14 protein-coding genes and 1 pseudogene are annotated in these 18978 nt (G+C 71.2%); 9 read left to right on the top strand and 6 right to left on the bottom strand.

The features are described 5' to 3' along the window. The first annotated feature begins 305 nt into the window (after positions 1-305). The 4 genes from ACWD3D_RS18225 to ACWD3D_RS18210 all read left to right on the top strand — a co-directional run bounded on the left by ACWD3D_RS18225 (position 306) and on the right by ACWD3D_RS18210 (position 2686). Positions 306-485 (top strand): hypothetical protein, encoded by a 180-nt coding sequence (locus ACWD3D_RS18225; protein WP_387368091.1) that lies wholly within the window; start codon positions 306-308, stop codon positions 483-485. A 644-nt stretch (positions 486-1129) separates the two neighbouring features. Further along, positions 1130-1621 (top strand): BlaI/MecI/CopY family transcriptional regulator, encoded by a 492-nt coding sequence (locus ACWD3D_RS18220; RefSeq protein WP_451461856.1) that lies wholly within the window; start codon positions 1130-1132, stop codon positions 1619-1621. Positions 1622-1630: 9 nt separating this feature from the next. Beyond that, positions 1631-2200: an amino-acid N-acetyltransferase gene (locus ACWD3D_RS18215; protein WP_328720167.1), complete on the top strand. Its 570-nt coding sequence runs from the start codon at positions 1631-1633 to the stop codon at positions 2198-2200. Positions 2201-2344: 144 nt separating this feature from the next. Next, positions 2345-2686 carry a histone-like nucleoid-structuring protein Lsr2 gene (locus ACWD3D_RS18210; RefSeq protein WP_451461854.1) on the top strand — a complete coding sequence of 114 codons (342 nt, stop codon included), beginning with the start codon at positions 2345-2347 and terminating at the stop codon, positions 2684-2686. On the opposite strand, the gene ACWD3D_RS18205 is transcribed toward ACWD3D_RS18210, so the two are convergent. Further along, the gene (locus tag ACWD3D_RS18205) at positions 2665-3204 is read right to left on the bottom strand and encodes an SCO3374 family protein (RefSeq protein ID WP_451461855.1); all 540 of its coding nucleotides are present in this window, start codon (positions 3202-3204) and stop codon (positions 2665-2667) included. The two genes, ACWD3D_RS18210 and ACWD3D_RS18205, sit on opposite strands and share 22 nt — an antisense overlap. Before the next feature lie 789 nt (positions 3205-3993). On the opposite strand from ACWD3D_RS18205, the gene ACWD3D_RS18200 reads away from it, so the two are divergent. After that, positions 3994-6525, top strand: coding sequence for an ATP-dependent Clp protease ATP-binding subunit (locus tag ACWD3D_RS18200; protein ID WP_328720165.1), 2532 nt, complete (start codon positions 3994-3996; stop codon positions 6523-6525). An 88-nt stretch (positions 6526-6613) separates the two neighbouring features. Here ACWD3D_RS18200 and ACWD3D_RS18195 read toward each other — a convergent pair whose 3' ends face one another. Beyond that, positions 6614-9925: an NACHT domain-containing protein gene (locus ACWD3D_RS18195; protein ID WP_451461853.1), complete on the bottom strand. Its 3312-nt coding sequence runs from the start codon at positions 9923-9925 to the stop codon at positions 6614-6616. After that, a complete protein-coding gene (locus tag ACWD3D_RS18190; RefSeq protein WP_451461852.1) occupies positions 9922-10281 on the bottom strand; it encodes a trypco2 family protein in 360 nt (119 codons plus the stop codon). Before ACWD3D_RS18190 ends, ACWD3D_RS18195 begins: the two co-directional genes overlap by 4 nt. Positions 10282-10756: 475 nt before the next feature. On the opposite strand from ACWD3D_RS18190, the gene ACWD3D_RS18185 reads away from it, so the two are divergent. After that, the gene (locus tag ACWD3D_RS18185; RefSeq protein WP_451461851.1) at positions 10757-11464 is read left to right on the top strand and encodes a M23 family metallopeptidase; all 708 of its coding nucleotides are present in this window, start codon (positions 10757-10759) and stop codon (positions 11462-11464) included. A 123-nt stretch (positions 11465-11587) separates the two neighbouring features. Here the strand turns inward: ACWD3D_RS18185 and ACWD3D_RS18180 are convergent, their stop codons facing one another. After that, on the bottom strand, positions 11588-12493 hold the full coding sequence (locus ACWD3D_RS18180) for an A/G-specific adenine glycosylase (RefSeq protein WP_451461850.1): 906 nt from the start codon (positions 12491-12493) through the stop codon (positions 11588-11590). Positions 12494-12745: 252 nt separating this feature from the next. On the opposite strand from ACWD3D_RS18180, the gene ACWD3D_RS18175 reads away from it, so the two are divergent. Then, positions 12746-13582, top strand: coding sequence for a hypothetical protein (locus ACWD3D_RS18175; protein ID WP_451461849.1), 837 nt, complete (start codon positions 12746-12748; stop codon positions 13580-13582). 111 nt (positions 13583-13693) lie between these two features. On the opposite strand, the gene disA is transcribed toward ACWD3D_RS18175, so the two are convergent. Continuing rightward, entirely contained in the window at positions 13694-14818 is a 1125-nt protein-coding gene (gene disA, locus ACWD3D_RS18170; protein WP_451461848.1) for a DNA integrity scanning diadenylate cyclase DisA, read from the bottom strand. A gap of 80 nt (positions 14819-14898) precedes the next feature. Then, positions 14899-16311 (bottom strand): DNA repair protein RadA, encoded by a 1413-nt coding sequence (radA, locus tag ACWD3D_RS18165; RefSeq protein WP_451461847.1) that lies wholly within the window; start codon positions 16309-16311, stop codon positions 14899-14901. Positions 16312-16394: 83 nt separating this feature from the next. Between radA and ACWD3D_RS18160 the strand changes: the two genes are divergently transcribed. Further along, positions 16395-17228: a class I SAM-dependent methyltransferase gene (locus tag ACWD3D_RS18160; protein WP_451461846.1), complete on the top strand. Its 834-nt coding sequence runs from the start codon at positions 16395-16397 to the stop codon at positions 17226-17228. A 369-nt stretch (positions 17229-17597) separates the two neighbouring features. Further along, positions 17598-18978 (top strand): annotated as a pseudogene (locus ACWD3D_RS18155) (hypothetical protein); the annotation flags it as partial.

The raw sequence follows: 18978 nt of genomic DNA, 5'->3' as shown, positions 1-18978 counted from the left end.
AGGTCGCCCAGGAGCAGACCAAGGACAACGACAAGATGACGCTGTACTTCTGCGTCAACTACGGCGGCCGGGCCGACCCAGCGGCCCGCGAGCCCTGCCGCGCCGTCCAGACCGCCGGCGCCGGGCGACCGCCCGATGCCCAAGCCGTCCGAGGTCTTCCCGCCGCGCCGCCGCCCGGTGCCGCCGCCCGAGGAGCGGCGCGCCGCGGGCTGAGCCACGCGTTCACCCCGTATGTACGGCGGTCCGGCCCGACCCACCGGGAGGGTGCCTCGGGCCGCCGTACCGGCATCGCTACTCTGGACGTCATGGACTACGTAGCCGCGCTTGTTCCGCCCGTCGTGATGGCCGCATTCTTCATCGGTCTCGTGGTGACGATGGTGAAAAGCCAGGGTGGGCCGAACAAGGGCAAGGAGGACGCGGCCGTGGACGCCGCCCTCGCCCGCGCCGAGGCCGCGCGCCAGGCCCCGGCCGCCGAAAGCGCCTGAGCGCCTGAGCGTTTGAGCCGCGGAGTGTCTGAGCCGCGGAGTGCCCGGTCCGTCCGGGCGACGCATTCCGGTACCGGTACCGGAACCGGTTTCGCGCTGCCGGGGCCGTTGTGGCGTAAGCCGGTGCCCGCACGCGACGCCCGTAGCCGCCTTCCCGGTGTCCGTATGCGCTTTCCGCGTCGGGAGTCCGATTCCCGCGTATGCCGGTGACCGGTATCCACTCCCGTTCGGGTGTCCCGCTCCTGGTTTCCGCCGTGTTCCGGCATCCTCGCGGCCGGATTCTCCGGCGGCCGGGATGGTTCCGGAGTCCAGCCGTCTTCCGTTCTTCCGCCCGGCGGGGGCGCCGCATAACCGACCGCACGGACGGTTAAAGGCGCTCACTGCCGGCGTGCGGCAGTTAATTCGCGCCCCCCATGACACCCGCACAACCCGGCGCACTCCGATGGGCGCACGACTCGCACCGAGCCGTGCGCCCTTTTCCGTGCTCCTCGGGTTGCCCCCGGTTCACCCGGGTTCCCCCGGCCCTCCGGTTCTCTTCCGTTCTCCGGGGCGCGGGGGTTCTGGAGAAATTACTACGCATTTCGGACATCTAGCATTAAGGTGACCGTGTGCCCCGCCAATTGGGAGAGCTGGAAGACGCCGTGATGACGCGCGTCTGGCAATGGAACCGACCCGTCACCGTGCGAGAAGTGCTGGAAGACCTTCAGAGGGAACGCTCGATCGCTTACACCACCGTCATGACGGTTATGGACAACCTTCACCAGAAGGGGTGGGTCCGCAGGGAAGTCGACGGCCGCGCCTATCGATATACGGCGGTCTCCACGCGGGCCGCGTACTCGGCCGCACTGATGAACGAAGCATGGTCGCGGAGCGACAACCCGGCTGCCGCGCTGGTCGCCTTCTTCGGCATGATGTCCGCGGAGCAGCGGGAGGCCCTCAATGACGCCGTGCGGATCATTTCCCCAGGTCCGGGCGGCGTGGCGGCGCTGCCGACGGACCCCGGGGCTCCCGCGGCCCCCGGTGCCGGCGCGACGGACGTCGCGGCAGGTGCCGAGGCGGACACCGCGTCCGACGGTCCGTCGGACGTTCACGCCGATGTTCCGGCCGATGGCACGACGGAGGGCCGCGGGCGATAGCGTCGGGCCATGTCTGCAGATCTGACGCAAAGCCAGTCGGAAACCGAAGGCGAAACCGACTCGGCGGTCGAAAAGCCCGCCATCACCGTCCGCCGTGCCAGGACCAGCGATGTGGGTGAGGTCCGCCGGCTGCTCGACGGCTACGTGACCGACGGCATCCTCCTGGACAAAGCGACGGTCACCCTTTACGAGGACATCCAGGAGTTCTGGGTCGCGGAACGCGACCAGGACGCCAGGGTCGTCGGATGCGGCGCACTCCATGTGATGTGGGAAGACCTCGCCGAAGTGCGGACTCTCGCCGTCGATCACCGGGTCAAGGGCACCGGAGTGGGCCACCAGGTACTCGACAAGCTGTTGCATACGGCGCGCTGGCTCGGGGTCCGCCGGGTTTTCTGCCTGACCTTCGAAGTCGACTTCTTCGCGAAGCACGGGTTCGTGGAGATCGGCGAGACGCCGGTCGACATGGATGTCTACAGTGAGCTGCTGCGTTCCTATGACGAGGGTGTCGCGGAGTTCCTCGGTCTCGAACGAGTGAAGCCGAACACCTTGGGCAACAGCCGGATGCTTCTGCACCTGTGATCGGTAGAACTGTGCCGATCCCTATGTCCGATACGCGCCCGTTTCCCGTGTTCCCCGGGTCCTGAACCTCTCCCTGGGGTTTGTGTTTTCCTGGGAAAAGCGGTTTCCTTTCCGCGTACTCCATTTTCGATGAAAGGATATCTCGTGGCGCAGAAGGTTCAGGTCCTTCTTGTTGACGACCTCGACGGCGGCGAGGCGAACGAGACCGTTACGTTCGCGCTGGACGGCAAGACCTACGAGATCGACCTCACGACGGCCAATGCGGACAAGCTCCGTGGTCTTCTCGAGCCGTACGCCAAGAGCGGACGCCGCACCGGCGGTCGCGCCGCCACGGGCCGCAAGGGCCGTGCGCTCGGTGCCGGTACGGGTGGCAACAAGGACACCGCCGAGATCCGTAAGTGGGCCCGTGACAACGGCTACGACGTGAATGACCGCGGTCGCGTTCCCGCCACCGTCCGCGAGGCTTACGAGCAGGCCAACGGCTGACTCGATGGCCGGTCGGACGGCGGACGCACCCGGGAACGCCTCAAGCGGACCCGGTGGCATTCCGTCGCAGCCATATCCACCAGCCGCACGAGATCGGGAGCATCGCCACCCCTGCTCCCGAAATCCGCGAGGGCCGGAAGGCGGAGATCCGGACCCCGCGGCGGCTCGGGGGGCCGCAGCCAGAAGGCGGCCCACGGCGGGCAGTGGTGCGACAGCTGGTGCGGTGCCGGTGCGGTGATCCTGCCACCGGCACCGATGCCCACGAGATCCAGCGTGATACCGCCCCACTCCAGCCAGTCCAGCAGTGCGGGCAGTTCCTCCGCGCTCCCGGCCGCCACGAGCAGCCACATCCGCCCCCGCGCCACTGCTACGGGACCGGTACCCCCGAACCGGCGCAGCACGGCGCGCCCCGCGGCGGCGGGCAGGTCCAGTACGTCGAACCGGACGCCGGTCAGCAGCGCCAGCGGGCGGCCCCGGTCGGTCGCCCAGCCGAGCCCGTCCTCGTACCACCGCTCCATGGCCGCCGCGGCGTCGTCGGATCCGTCCGAGCCGTCGGAGCCGTCGGAGCCGTCGGAGCCTTCGGCGTCCTTCGTCCGCCCGTGCGGGCCGATCCCGATGGGCTCCTCCGTGTTCTCCGTGCCACGCGCGTTCTCCGCGCTTTCGGTGGGCACGGCTTCCGGGCGCGTACCCGCGTCCGGGTCCCACCCTCGACCCGGCGGGACCAGTGCCGACGTGTCGGCCGGCCGCGGGGCGCGAGGTGACGGGACGATGGGGCTCATGTGCGATGAACCGCCGGACCGCCCTCCGGGTTACGCCAGGTGTTGCGCGAGAGGGCCCGCGAGGGGTTTCGTGAGCGCCGGGGCCCTTCGGGCTACGTCGCGACGGATGCCGCGCCGTCACGTACCGTGCGCAAGGCATCACGAAGGGTTCTCGTCAAGGGCGTGCGAGGGAGCGTCGGGCGCCACGCGGTTGTTCGCCCGTAGCGGAGGGAACGGGCGCGCGCCGCATGGACTGTCTGTAATTGCGGGTAAGACATGACTGGTGGGAAGGGGCGACACACGAACCGGGGCGTCCTGCGTTCGCCACCGGCGTAGTGCTGACAGGGGTATCTGCCTGGCCTGCGGGAACATCGTCTCGCACCATCGGGTTGGAGCAGGTGTCGGCTGATCGGCAAGGTTTCCTCGCTGCTGCGGGGGTGATCCGGTCGGCAGTTGGAATGAGCGGTCCCCGCTTGCGGGACTAAGCTGCGGAAGGACAGGGAGGGGACCGACCCCTAACTGCCTGACCGCTCTGAGGAGCGATTAACGATGTTCGAGAGGTTCACCGACCGCGCGCGGCGGGTTGTCGTCCTGGCTCAGGAAGAAGCCCGGATGCTCAACCACAACTACATCGGCACCGAACACATTCTCCTGGGCCTTATCCACGAGGGTGAGGGTGTCGCCGCTAAGGCCCTGGAGAGCCTCGGGATTTCGCTCGAGGCGGTCCGCCAGCAGGTGGAGGAGATCATCGGTCAGGGCCAGCAGGCCCCGTCCGGCCACATCCCCTTCACGCCCCGAGCCAAGAAGGTCCTGGAGCTGTCGCTCCGCGAGGCCCTCCAGCTCGGCCACAACTACATCGGCACCGAGCACATCCTGCTCGGCCTGATCCGCGAGGGCGAAGGCGTCGCCGCGCAGGTCCTGGTGAAGCTGGGTGCCGACCTCAACCGGGTGCGGCAGCAGGTCATCCAGCTGCTCTCCGGTTACTCCACCAGCAAGGAAGCCGCCACCGCCGGCGGCCCCGCCGAGGGCACCCCCTCCACCTCCCTGGTGCTGGACCAGTTCGGCCGCAACCTCACCCAGGCTGCCCGCGAATCCAAGCTCGACCCGGTCATCGGGCGCGAGAAGGAGATCGAGCGGGTCATGCAGGTGCTGTCCCGCCGGACCAAGAACAACCCGGTCCTCATCGGCGAGCCCGGCGTCGGCAAGACCGCCGTCGTCGAGGGCCTGGCCCAGGCGATCGTCAAGGGCGAGGTGCCCGAGACCCTCAAGGACAAGCACCTCTACACCCTGGACCTCGGCGCCCTGGTCGCCGGCTCCCGGTACCGCGGTGACTTCGAGGAGCGCCTGAAGAAGGTCCTCAAGGAGATCCGCACCCGCGGCGACATCATCCTGTTCATCGACGAGCTCCACACCCTCGTGGGTGCGGGTGCCGCCGAGGGCGCGATCGACGCCGCGAGCATCCTGAAGCCGATGCTCGCCCGTGGTGAGCTCCAGACCATCGGTGCGACCACGCTCGACGAGTACCGCAAGCACCTGGAGAAGGACGCGGCTCTGGAGCGCCGCTTCCAGCCCATCCAGGTCGCGGAGCCGTCGCTGCCGCACACCATCGAGATCCTCAAGGGCCTGCGCGACCGTTACGAGGCCCACCACCGGGTCTCCATCACGGACGAGGCGCTGGTCCAGGCCGCCACCCTGGCCGACCGGTACATCTCGGACCGCTTCCTCCCGGACAAGGCGATCGACCTGATCGACGAGGCCGGCTCCCGGATGCGCATCCGCCGGATGACCGCGCCGCCGGACCTCCGCGAGTTCGACGAGAAGATCGCGGGCGTGCGTCGCGACAAGGAGTCGGCGATCGACTCCCAGGACTTCGAGAAGGCAGCTTCCCTCCGCGACAAGGAGAAGCAGCTGCTGGCCGCGAAGACCAAGCGCGAGAAGGAATGGAAGGCCGGCGACATGGATGTCGTCGCCGAGGTCGACGGCGATCTCATCGCCGAGGTCCTGGCGACCGCCACCGGCATTCCGGTCTTCAAGCTGACGGAGGAGGAGTCCTCCCGTCTGCTGCGCATGGAGGACGAGCTCCACAAGCGCGTCATCGGCCAGAAGGACGCCATCAAGGCCCTTTCGCAGGCGATCCGCCGTACGCGGGCCGGCCTGAAGGACCCGAAGCGCCCCGGTGGTTCGTTCATCTTCGCCGGCCCGTCCGGTGTCGGTAAGACCGAGCTTTCCAAGACGCTCGCCGAATTCCTCTTCGGCGACGAGGACGCGCTGATCTCCCTCGACATGTCGGAGTTCAGCGAGAAGCACACGGTTTCCCGCCTCTTCGGTTCGCCTCCCGGTTACGTGGGCTACGAAGAGGGCGGTCAGCTCACCGAGAAGGTGCGCCGCAAGCCGTTCTCCGTCGTCCTCTTCGACGAGGTCGAGAAGGCCCACCCCGACATCTTCAATTCCCTGCTCCAGATTCTGGAAGACGGTCGCCTGACCGACTCCCAGGGCCGGGTCGTGGACTTCAAGAACACGGTCATCATCATGACGACCAACCTCGGGACCCGGGACATCTCGAAGGGCTTCAACCTGGGCTTCGCCGCCCAGGGCGACGTCAAGACGAACTACGACCGGATGAAGGTCAAGGTCAACGAAGAGCTCAAGCAGCACTTCCGGCCCGAGTTCCTGAACCGTGTCGACGACACCGTCGTCTTCCACCAGCTCAGCCAGGAAGACATCATCCAGATCGTCGACCTCATGGTCGCCAAGGTGGATGAGCGTCTCAAGGACCGTGACATGGGCATCGAGCTCAGCACGGAGGCGAAGAACCTGCTCGCGAAGAAGGGTTACGACCCCGTGATGGGCGCCCGGCCGCTGCGCCGGACGATCCAGCGCGAGATCGAGGACATCCTCTCCGAGAAGATCCTCTTCGGCGAGCTGCGCCCCGGCCACATCGTGGTCGTCGGCACGGAGGGCGAAGGCGACGACAAGAAGTTCACCTTCCGCGGCGAGGAGAAGTCGGCCCTGCCCGACGTCCCGCCGATCGAGTCGGCCGCCGGTGGCGCCGGCCCGAACATGACGAAGGACGCGTCGTAGTTCCAGGCGTGCGTGAGTGAAGGGGCTGCCCCGGACCGGTGTCGGTCCGGGGCAGTTTCTTCGTGTGTGGGGAGGGGGCTTCCGGCGGTCAGAGCGCTGCCACGGTCAGCCGGGTGCTTTCCAGGCGCTCGGACCCGACGAGTTCGCCTCCGCCCAGGAGCACCTCGATGTGCAGGTCCGGCTGCCCGTACAGAGGGGTCACGTCGATCGTGGTGCCTGGCCGACCGCGCAGAGTGAGGCGGCGCAGGGACGGGAACAGGTCGCGGAGCGGGCGCAGCCCGGCGTGGGATCCCCGGCCGACCACGAGGGAGAGCGCGGACAGCTGAGGCAGTGGCTCTCCGCCGCCCGGCCAGGGCTCGCTGACGGCATGGGACAGCTCGACCGCCGTGACGTGCGGTGCGGTACGCAGCGCGGCCACCAGGGACTCCAGCGAGGAGACCTTGCGGAGCCGCAGGGTCCGGAGTGAGGACCACGCACTCAGATTGTCCAGTTCCACGGCCCCGGACACGTGCAGGGCCAGCTCCCTGAGGTGAGGGAGGGGCGGGAGCCCGCTCAGGCGGTCGGCGTCGGACGCCACGTCCAGTTCCCGCAGCCACGGCACGTCCCTGAGGGCGGCGAGCCGGTCCATCGGCAGGCGGTCGGCGCGGAGGACGAGCTGCCGAAGGGCGGGCCAGCCCTTGAGCGGCGCGAGATCCGTGACGCCGGGGCACCCGTCGACAGTGAGCCGTAGTGAGTGCCCGCGGTCTTGGAGCACCGATAGGTCGGTGAGCAGCGGGTTGCGCAGGAAGGTCAGGGATTCGGGGCGGATCTGCCGCAGCCCCTGTCGTAGGTCGCTCTCTTCGAACGGGCCGTCGAGCGTGAGGGCGAGGGCCGGTCCGGCAGGACCCAGGTGAGGCAGGGCCAGCAGCTCGGCACGGCTGCCGACGGACAGATGGGCTCCGTCGAGGTTCCCCCCGGCCAGGACGTCCCGGGCGAACTCCTCGGTGGGGAAGTTGGGCCACTCGGTGGACAGTTCCGAGGCCGACACGGGGGAGTCCGCGACCCATAGGCGGGCGTACGCGAGAGCCTCCCGCCCGCCGACCGCGCCGAGTAGCCAGACGATGAACCGTCTGTCGCCGGGATCGGCAGGAAGAGCGGACGGATCCGGTAGATGGGCCAAGGCATCCGTGCCCAGGGACCCGAGCAAGTCCGCCATCTCCAGTGAGCGTGGCGGGAAGAGTTCGGCGAGCGCCGCGCGTATCCGCTCTCGCGTCCTGTCTCCCAGCCACGTCGCCTGCTGGGCGCAGAGGGCTGCCAGCACGCGCGCCGCCGCCACGCCCCAGGCACCCGGTGCGTCCTCGTCGTACGAATCCGCCTGGTCCAGCAGCCCGTTGACCAGTGCGGAGAGCTGGCTCCGTCCGCAGTGTCCGGACGCCAGCGCTATCACGTCCGCCCACGACTCGTCGTGGGCGGCCCGGAGCAGTTCGTTGATCTGGTCCGACTCGACGAATTCGGCTGCCGCCAGGTAGTCCTGGAAGGTGCGGTGGGCGAATTGGTAGCTGTCGTCCGCCCGTTCCTGGAGAAGTCCGCTGCGGTTGAGCAGGTGGGTGAGGATCGCGTCCGCCGTTCCCTGCCGCCGTACCCGTTCCATGCCCGCCAGCGCCCTGTCCAGCTGGTGCAGGGCCTGATCACGGGAGAACTCGGTCTGTCCCTCGCGCACCAGCCAGATCGCGATCCGCTGGAGGAGCAGCATCTGCTCCTCCACCTCCATGGTGATGCCCTCGGGGTCCGTGATGCCCCGCCGCTGGTCGCGGTTGCCCAGGAGCATGTTGAGAGCGGACCGGTAGAGCTTCCACCGGGTGGTCGGGAGGAAGCCCTCCTGCCTCCGGTGCAGCGCGCAGATCACCGCGCAGAGCAGGGGTGTGCGCGCCAGGTCGCTCAGCGTGCGGTTGGCGCGGAACTGCCTGGCCAGATCCCGTTCCAGTTCGTGCAGGCGCTGGTGATCGTCGTCGTCCAGGCGGGCGGCCTTGTGCCAGGACGCCACGAACGCCTGGATGTCCTCGTCGCGCAGTGGCAGCAGCCGTAGTTCTTCGAAGCCCTCGGTGGCCAGCCAGTCGGGTTCGACGGCGAGCGGCCGTACCGTGGCCACGCAGCGGGTCTCCGGGAAGCGGGTGACAAGGCGCGAGAGCCAGGCGTACGCCTCCTCCCGTTCGTCCGGCGGGACCTCGTCGAGCCCGTCCACCAGGAGCAGGCCTCGGCCGGACTCCAGGACACGTCCGGTCCAGCCGGCCGGTGCGGCGTCCAGGGACAGCCGGGCCGCTGCGGGAAGGCTCGCGGGGGCGGGCAGTTCTTCGTTGCGCGCCCGGAGGGTGCGCAGGGGAACGACGAACGGGACCAGGCCGTTCAGTGCCCCGAGCCGGTCCGGGAGTGTTCCGGCCGAGGCGTGCGCCGCCAGCCACCACAGCAGGGTGGTCTTCCCTGCCCCGGCGTCACCGCGGAGCAGCACCCGGGGACGGTCGGTGAGGAGTTCGTCGATGCGCCGGGGAGCGGTACGGGCCGCGGGAAGGCGGACCTCCCTGCTTATCCACCGCCCGCCCGTCTCCGCTTCCAGGCTCAGATATGCGGTGTCCAGGTCCCATTCGGAGTCGCGGCGCCCCAGCTCGTCCAGCCCGAAGATTCTGGTCTTGCGGTAGGCCGCGCCGAGGGCGAGCGTGTACTCCTCCTCGTACCGCACATCGTCCGGATGGTGGGTGAGGACCTTTTTCGCCATGAGGGCGGCCCCGGCCACCGACTCGTACGCCCAGCGGAAGCCCTTGGCGTCCAGCACCGCGCCCAAGGGAACGCACTCCACCCGCCGCCCGCCGCGCCGGAGCGGTATCTGGCGGGCGAGGCCCAGTAGCACAGCCCCGGCGAAGACCGGTCCGCCCGAGAGGCCGCTCAGCAGGGCTTCGCCGTCCTCGTCCGTGGCCGGGGGCGGGCCGTCCAGCTCGCAGACCAGGAGGTCGCGGAGGCGACCCGCCAAGGGCAGTGCGGTGGCGGTGTACTGGTCGGCCTCCAGATGGCGCTCGGGGCCGTACCTCTGGATCTCCGGGAATCCGGTGATCTCGCAGCGGGGGACGGCCTGCGTGGCGGCCAGCACTCCCAGGCGGACGGGAGGGACGGCGAAGATGGGCTCATCGGCCTGCAGGAGCGCCGCGTCCAGCCCGGTGTCCGCCCAGACGACCCGCGCGCGTGGCGACGACGCAATCGAGGGGTGGGAGATCTCGGCCTGATCGCGGCCCCCCAGCACATGTGCGCAGGTCAGCACCAGCCGGTCGGTGAGCAGCACCCCGCTGCCCTGGCTGGCCGACTGGACCACGACGGTTCGGTCGGCAGGGCGTACGTGCCGCACGAGCCAGGCCGGTGGAATCACCTCGCTCACGCGCCGCCGCGTCCCCGGCCGAAGTGGGCGGTGCTGCCGCCCGGGGCGTCGTTGCCGATCTCCAGGGGGCCGGAGCCGTCGGCCTTGCGGGGGCTCAGGGTGAAGGCGACCTTGTGCGTGATGCCGGTGGTGCGGGAGGCGTCGGCGCCCGCCTCGACCACCCATGCCTTGACCTTGCCGCCCGCCTTGGCCTCCTTGCGGAGTTCCACGGTGAACTCCATCTGGATGTCGCCCACGCCGAAGACGACGGGGCGGCCGGTGGCCCGGGCCGCGGCCTCGATGAGCTGGTCGCGGACGGATTCGACGGCGTCCGCGAGCTCGATCCGGTCCAGGGCGTGGTGCTCGTCGGTACTCATGGCAGCCCCCGATACCGCCTGCCCGGCGGCGAGATGACGTGGCGGGCCGAAGGTCCCAAAGCGGACATCCCTTGGTCCCACCGGCGGTGACAAGGCGCACAGGCCATTTCGACCCTACTAGCGAACTTCGTAGAAGCGCTCGGGATCACCGAAAGGTCTTTGGTCCCGAGGCCGGCCGGGACCTTCGAAAGTCGGGGCGATCTGCCGGGATTCCGGGGCCGCGTCCGGGCCGGGCCGCTTTCACCTGCGGTTTAGCGGCTGACGGTGGCGGGTCCCGGCGGCTCGCCGGGCCTCCCGGGCGGGACGTCCTGCCCCCGATTCCCGGTGTCCGGTCTACGACTTTTCCTCGTAGATGGGGTACTTGAGCATCCCTCCGGGGCGGGTTACCAATGTGGAGCAAGCCCGGACAAACGCTCGGGTTTCGCCCCCGGACAGAACGACCGGGGAGCCCCCCATCTTCGGAGGACTTACTCGTATGTCGAAGCGCGTTACGACCCCCACCCGCCCGTCCACCTCTCGTGTCCGCGGCGCTGTCCTGGCCGCCGGTCTGGGAGCGTCGATGGTCCTGGGTGCTGGCGCGGCGTTCGCCTCCGGCACCACGGGCACCGTCGCCCTCACCAGTGCCACCACCGCCGACGCGGTCGCCAAGCAGGCGTCCGCCCAGAACAAGGCCGCTGTGGACGCGAAGAAGTCCGCCGCGGAGCAGGCCGACAACGCCAAGAAGGCCGCTGCCGCCAAGCAGGCCGCCGCGAAGAAGAACGCCGCCTCGTGGCAGGTCCCGGTGAAGCACTACACCCTGAGCGCCACCTACGGCACCGGCGGTGACCGCTGGGCGCACAAGCACTCCGGCCAGGACTTCGCGGTGCCGATCGGCACCCCGGTCCACGCGGCTCACACCGGTACGGTCGTCAAGGCCGGCCCGAACGGTGGCGGCGACGGCCCCGCGTACGGCAACGCGATCGTGATCAAGCACGCCAACGGCAAGTACACGCAGTACGCGCACCTGTCGAAGATCGACGTCCGGATCGGCCAGACCGTGAAGACCGGCCAGGAGATCGGTCTCTCCGGCAACACCGGTAACTCCAGCGGCCCGCACCTGCACTTCGAGGTCCGGACCACGGCCAACTACGGCTCGGCGATCAACCCGGTCAACTTCCTGCGGACCGTCCACGTGTCCGTCTGACCGAGCGGGATCGCGCCCAGCGTGGAGCACGGCAGATCCACGAAGCCCCGGGACTGTTCCAGTCCCGGGGCTTCGCCGTGCCCGGCGCCCGTCGCATCCCCGGCCTGGCGCCCGGCGGACGGATCAGGTCAGCGGCAGCCGGTAGAGGCCGTTCGACAGGGGTTCCACCAGCCCGTCGGCCACCAGGCCGTCCAGGGAGCGGGCGCGCTGCACCGGCTCGTCCCACACCGCGTCCAGGGCGGCCTGCGAGACCGGGGCGACGGAGTCGCGCAACACCGCGAGGAGCCGTCCGCGCACCTGCCGGTCCGTACCGGCGTACGTCTGGCCCCGGCGGGCTGGGCCCTGGTGCGCGGGCTTCCCGGCGAGCAGCCAGGCGCACCGCGAGGCGATGGGGCAGCGCGAGCAGTCCTCGTTCTTCGCGGTGCACACCAGCGCACCGAGCTCCATCGTCGCCGCCGCCCAGGCCGCGGCCCGGTCGTCCTCCTCGGGGAGCAGGGCGCGGGCGAGCTTGCGCTCGGCGGCGGTGGTCGCGTTCGGCGGGTACTGGATGCCGGTGGCCGCCCGCGCGAACACGCGGCGGACGTTCGTGTCGAGCACCGCGTGCCGCTGCCCGTACGCGAACGAGGCGACGGCCGCCGCCGTGTACTCACCGATCCCGGGCAGCGCCAGCAGCTGGGCGTGCTCACTGGGAACGTCGCCGCCGTGACGTTCCGTTATGGCCTGGGCCGCGCCGTGCAGGCGCAGCGCGCGGCGCGGGTAGCCGAGCCGGCCCCAGGCGCGGACCGCCTCGCCCGGCGCCTCGGCGGCCAGGTCGGCCGGGCGCGGCCAGCGGGCCAGCCACTGCTCGTACACCGGGAGGACCCGGTTCACCGGGGTCTGCTGGAGCATGAACTCGCTCACCATCACGCCCCAGGCGCCGGCCTCCGGGCGGCGCCAGGGCAGATCGCGGGCGTGCTGCTCGAACCACCCGATGACGGGGGTGTGGAGGAGGGAAGCGGGGGGCGTGTGTGTCGAAGTCGTGGCAGTCATCGCACCTACGATCCTGGCACGGAAGGCCCGGCGACGTTCACGGGTGCGGGGGTGTCGCCCCCGGCGAGAGCCTCTGGACGGACAACGCCACCCGTTCTGTCCCCTCTGTGCTGGTCTCCTGTCGCTTGTCCGGGGCGTACGCCGCGAAACGGGCGCTCAACAGGCCACTCCGGAATGATGATCCGCAAAAGTTGACCATCACAGCGGCGGGTGGGGCCGGAGTTGGCCACGATCTCTCGTACAGTTTGCGACGTGGGATCTCTGCGCAAACCGGTCGGCCCGCTTCCCTCCAGCATCTACTGGCGACGGAGGGTGGTAGCGGCGATTCTGGTTGCGCTGCTCGCGGTGCTGCTCGCCTGGGTCTTCCTGCCCGGCGCGGGCAAGAAGAGCCCGCCCGATGCCAAGCCCGGCACCTCCGAACCCGCGCGTTCGATCACTCCCGGCCCCTCCGACTCCGGACCGGCGATCAGTCAACAGCCCGGCGGACGCCACGAGTCGGGCGGCAGCGGCGACAGCGCCGGTGCGGCCTCCGACGGTTCGGACGGCTCGAACGGCGATGCCGACGACGGCGCCGCCGCGACCACGAGCCCCTCGCCCGGCGCGGGAGCCTCCTCGGACACGGCCGGCGGCACCGCCGCGGCCGGTGGCACCGAGGGGGTCCAGGTCCCCGCGAGTTCCGCGCTCCCCGACTGCCGCCCCGCCGCCGTGCAGTTGAGTGTGCGGACCAAGCTGACGTACGGCCCCGAGGAAACACCCGAGTTCGAGCTGATCGCGAAGAACACGTCCACCGGTGACTGCAAGGCCGACCTCGGCCCGAAGGTCGCGGTGCTCACGGTCACGGACGCCAGTGGTGACGACGACGACCAGGTCTGGTCCTCGAAGGACTGCCCGACCGCATCCGGCAGCCTCTGGTTCAAGGTCCCGGCGGGGCGGACGGTGATCCGCACGATCGACTGGAACCGCACCAGGAGCACCCCGGGCTGCGCGACCCCGTCGACCGGCAAGGCGGCCCCGGGGACGTACCTCCTGGAGGCCAAGGCTCCGGGCGAGCCGCTCCAGCGCGCGTCCTTCGTCCTCGCCAAGGACTGAAGCCCCGGGGGCCGAAGCCTCGGGGGCCGAAGCCCCGGGGGTCAGAGTCCCCGGACGGGGGCACGTGGCCCGAGCCAGGGGCCGAAGCCCTTGCGCGGGGCCCGTCAGCCGTCAGACGTACCGCTCCAGGATCGACGACTCGGCGAGCCGGGAGAGGCCCTCGCGGACACTCCGCGCCCGCGCCTCCCCGACGCCGTCCACGGTCTGCAGGTCGTCCACGCTCGCCGCGAGCAGCTTCTGCAGTCCGCCGAAGTGCTCCACCAGCCGCTCCATGATCGCGCCGGGCAACCGCGGCACCTTAGCCAGCAGCCGGAAACCACGCGGCGAGACGGCCGAGTCCAGCGTCTCGGGCGAACCGCTGTACCCCAGCGACCTTGCCACCACCGCGAGTTCGAGCAGCTCGGAATGGCTCAGCGCGTCCAGCTCGGTCAGCGCCTCCGTGACCGTCCGCGAACGCTTCGCCGTCGGCTCGGGGACGTAGTCGCGTACGACGAGCTCCCGCTCCGGCTCCACGCCCGCGATCAGCTCGTCCAGCTGGAGCGCCAGCAGGCGTCCGTCGGTGCCGAGCTCGACCACGTACTCCGCGATCTCCGTCGCGATCCGGCGCACCATCTCCAGTCGCTGGGCGACGGCCGTCACGTCCCGGACCGTCACCAGGTCCTCGATCTCCAGCGCGGAGAGCGTGCCGGCGACCTCGTCGAGGCGCAGCTTGTACCGCTCCAGCGTGGCGAGGGCCTGGTTGGCGCGGGACAGGATCGCGGAGGACTCCTCCAGCACCCGCCGCTCGCCGTCGACGTACAGCGCGATCAGGCGCATCGACTGGGACACCGAGACGACCGGGAAACCGCACGACTTGGAGACGCGGTCGGCCGTGCGGTGACGGGTTCCGGTCTCCTCGGTGGGGATCGAGGCGTCCGGGACGAGCTGGACGCCCGCCCGCAGGATCTTGGTGATGTCCTTGTCGAGGATGAGCGCGCCGTCGAGCTTGCACAGCTCGCGCAGCCGGGTCGCGGCGAACTCGACGTTCATCACGAAACCACCGGTGCACATCGACTCGACGGTCTTGTCCATGCCGAGGACGATCAGCCCGCCGGTGTTCCCCCGCAGGATGCGCTCCAGCCCGTCACGCAGGGCCGTTCCGGGGGCGACCGCGCTCAGCGAAGCGCGCATCAGCGCTTCGTTACCGGTGCCTTGGCCGGACTTTCCGGGCGATGATGCCCGGTCGTTGGCTGCCACTGCACTCCTCCGGTCACGGGTTTGCGGTGCCCTTGCGTCCCTCGTGCCGCGCGTGCGAGCGGGCGAGACCAGGGCAAAGTCTACCGGCGCGCGCCGTCCTCCCGCGGTGCCTCCGAACGAGACCGGCGCGGCAGCACCCTGAGAGCATCGCCCATGTCGGCGACTTCTGTGACCTTCATACCGGTCGGGACCTTTCCCGGATCGCCCGGGACCAGCGCGTGCGTGAACCCGAGACGGTGCGCCTCGGCCAGCCGGCGCTGCACACCGGTGACCCGCCGCACCTCTCCGGCGAGACCCACCTCACCGATCGCGACCAGGTTCTTCGGGAGAGGGGTGTCGCTCGCCGCGCTCGCCAGCGCGAGCGCGATGGCCAGGTCCGCGGCGGGCTCGGTGAGCTTCACCCCGCCGACCGTCGCGCTGTAGATGTCCCGCTTGCCGAGCGCGCTGATCCGGCCCCGCTGCTCCAGCACCGCCAGCATCATCGAGACCCGCGAGGTCTCCAGACCGGAGGTGGTGCGGCGGGGCGACGGGATCTGCGAGTCGACGGTGAGCGCCTGCACCTCGGCCACCAGGGGCCGCTTGCCCTCCAGGGTGACGGTCAGACAGGTGCCGGGCACCGGCTCGTCCCGCCGCGTCAGGAAGAGGCCCGACGGATCGGCGAGACCGGTGATCCCCTCGTCGTGCAACTCGAAGCAGCCCACCTCGTCGGTCGCGCCGTAGCGGTTCTTGACGCCCCGGACCAGCCGCAGCCGCGCGTGCCGGTCGCCCTCGAAGGAGAGCACCACGTCGACGAGGTGCTCCAGCAGCCGGGGGCCGGCGATGGCGCCGTCCTTGGTGACGTGGCCCACCAGCAGCGTCGCCATCCCGCGGTCCTTGGAGGCGCGGATGAGCGCCCCGGCGACCTCGCGGACCTGAGCCATGCCGCCCGGCGCACCGTCGATCTCCGGCGACGCGACGGTCTGCACGGAGTCCAGCACCAGCAGGGACGGCTTGACCGCGTCGAGGTGGCCGAGGACCGCCGAGAGGTCGGTCTCCGCCGCGAGGTAGAGGTGGTCGTTGATCGCCCGGATCCGGTCGGCGCGCATCCGGACCTGGCTCGCGGACTCCTCCGCCGTGACGTAGAGGGTGCGGTGCTCCTCGCTCGCGGCCTTCGCCGCCACGTCCAGCAGGAGCGTCGACTTGCCGACGCCCGGCTCCCCGGCCAGCAGCACCACGGCGCCCGGCACGAGACCGCCGCCCAGCACCCGGTCCAGCTCGCCGACACCGGTCGAGCGCGCGGTCGCCTGACGGCTGTCCACCTGGCCGATGGGCACGGCGGCGGTGGAGACCCGGCCGGCCGCGGTGGTGCGCACGGCGGGCGCGCCGCCGAACTCCTCGACGGTGCCCCAGGCCTGGCATTCCGGGCAGCGGCCGAGCCACTTGGCAGTCGTCCAGCCGCACTCGGTGCAACGGTAGGACGGACGGTCCTTCGTGGACTTCGTACGGGCAACCATGGCGTCACCGTATAGCCCGGCTACGACAATGGGGTTTCCGGAGAGCCGCGGGCGACCGCGGCACCATCGTGGGAGGGGACCGCATGACCAGCAACACCACACCGTTCGACGAGGCCGAGCGCCTGAAGTGGGCGGGTCTGGCGGACGCCTACGCCGCGTCCTTCGCCCGGCTCTGCGCCCGCACCGTGCCCGAGCTGCTCGACGAGGCGGGCGTGCGCGGCGGCACCCGGGTCCTGGACGTGGGCACCGGTACCGGAGCGGTGGCCGTCGCGGCGTGTACGAGGGGGGCGGTGGTCACCGCCGTCGACGCGGAACCGGACATGGTGAAGAGCGCCACACGGGCCGCCCCGGCGGCGGACGTGCGCCTCGCGCTCCTGCCCGAGCTGCCCTTCGCGGACGGCGAGTTCGACGCGGTCGCCGCCAACTTCGTCCTCAACCACGTCGGGCGCCCCCGGAAGGCGCTCGCCGAGCTGCGCCGGGTGACCCGCCCCGGCGGCCGGATAGCCGTCACCATCTGGGGAGCCGACGCCGGGGCGGGGCAGCGGCTGCTCGGCCGGGCGGTCGCCGCCGCCGGGGCGCTCCGGCCGCCGGAGGTGCCCCCGCTCGCCCCGGAGGAGGCGTTCGAGCAGACCCCCGAGGGCCTCGCCGCACTGCTGGCCGGGGCCGGACTGGCGGACGTCTCCTGCACCGCCCTCGCCTGGGACCACCGGGCCACCGTCGAGGAGTGGTGGACCGGGGCCGCGTCCGGGGTGGCGACCATCGGCCGCATCGTGACCGCCCAGACACCCGCCACGGTGGCGGAGATCAAGCGCCACTACGAGGCGCTCGGCGCGGAGTTCGTCCTGCCGGGCGACGAGGACGAGAAGGTGCTGGTACTGCCGCACCGCGCCCTGCTGGCCTCCGGCCGGGTGGTCTGACCCGGCGGGGGCGTACGCCTGCGGACGGGCGGACGGACGGGAACGGACGGACGGACGGGCAGGAACAGGCGGACGGGCGGGCAGGAACAGGCGGACGGGCGGGCGCCTCGGGGGAGGCCCGCCCGGGCGGGGAGCCGTGTGCCCGGACAGGGCGTCGTGCGCTCCGGCGGGGCGGGAGCCCGGGGGCGTACGGGAGCGCGGGGGGCGCGTGGGGTGGCGTGCGACCTCCCGGAGCGCGGGGGGCGCACCACGGCGCATGCGTCCGGAATCAGGGGTTCCCGTCCTGTTTCGAGCGATACGTTCACCCATAAGGATTAAATGTACGAAAGGGCAACCGAGGGGGCGCCCTTCTCTGCCTACCGTCGCAAGGTGACGAGCAGCAGGCTGGAGCCCCCCACGCACACCACCGGCGCACACCGATCGCACCGTCGCGCCCCCCACCTCCCGGCACAGCGACCGCCCGCACGTTACGAGCCGTACCTCGACGGCCTCTTCACCTACTGCCTCTCCGTGCTCTGCGACCACGAGGCCGCCACGGAGGCGCTGGGAGCCGTCCTCGCCGTCGCGGAACGCCAGGACGGCCGGTGTCCCACGGGGCAGGAGGAACGTAAATCCTGGCTGTACGCACTGGCCAGGTGGATGTGCCTGCGGGTGCTCGCCGAGCAGAAGCGCGGCCGTCAGGCCCACCGCAGGACGCCCAAGGACTCCGGCCGGGGGGCGAGCGAGGAGCGCGGCGCCGCGCTCGCGGACGCCCTGGCCCTGGCAGCCCCGGAAACACCACCGGCCGAGGCTCCCGTCACGGGACCGGTCACCGGCCGCCCTGCCGTCGGCGGCGGCGGGCCCGTCGGCCCGGCCGACCTGGGCGCGGAGGGGGCGCGGAGGAGCGCGCCGGACACCGCTCGGGCCCCCCGTGCCACCCCCGAGGACGCGACCGTCCCGCCGTCCGGGGAGAGCCCCGCGTCCGAGGCCCGCCGCCGCGAACTCGCCCAGCTGGCCTGGCCGGAGGCGGCCGGCACCACGCCCGAGCAGCGGGAGGCGCTCGAACTCTCCGTCCGGCACGGACTCACCCCGCGCGCCGTCGCCTCCGTCCTCGGGCTCGACCCGGCCACCGCGCGTGAACTCCTCGCGGCGGCGGCCTGCGAGGTCGAGCGGACCCGGGCCGCGCTCGCCGTCGTCGAGGACGGCACCTGCTCCGCCGCCCGCAGACTCACCGGTGACCGGCAGGCGCTGCTCTCCGCACCGCTGCGCCGGGAACTCGTCCGCCACGTCGACGACTGCCCCCGCTGCCGTCGCGCCGCCGAACGCGCCGGAGCCGCCGGGCCCTGGCCCGGCGTGGCCGTCGCCCCCGCCGCGGGACTGCCCGTGGTGGAGGCGCCCCGCCCGTCGGTGCGGGTGGCGATGGCGCACGCCCAGCGGTCCCGTGCCGGTTCCCCGCGCTTCGACCGGACCGGGTACCCGCTCGACCCGAAGGACCACGCGGCCCGCCGCGACCGGCTGCGCGCCCGGGTCATGACGACGACGGTGGTCGCGACGGTCGTGGCGGCGCCGGTCATCGCGTTGTGGGCGGCGGCGTACCGGGGAGGGCCGGCGGGTGGGGACGGCCACGAGGGGTCGTCGGCCGCCGCGACCGAGATGGACGCGGTGGGCGACTCGGCCGGGACCTTCGCGGAGAGCCGGGCCCAGCACCCGGGCCCACGGCACCGAGGCGAGCGCGAAGATCGTCAGCCCGCACCAGAGCGACCAGCCGATG

This window comes from Streptomyces sp. NPDC002690 (assembly GCF_053592415.1).
This window is presented reverse-complemented; position numbering and strand designations above follow the sequence as displayed.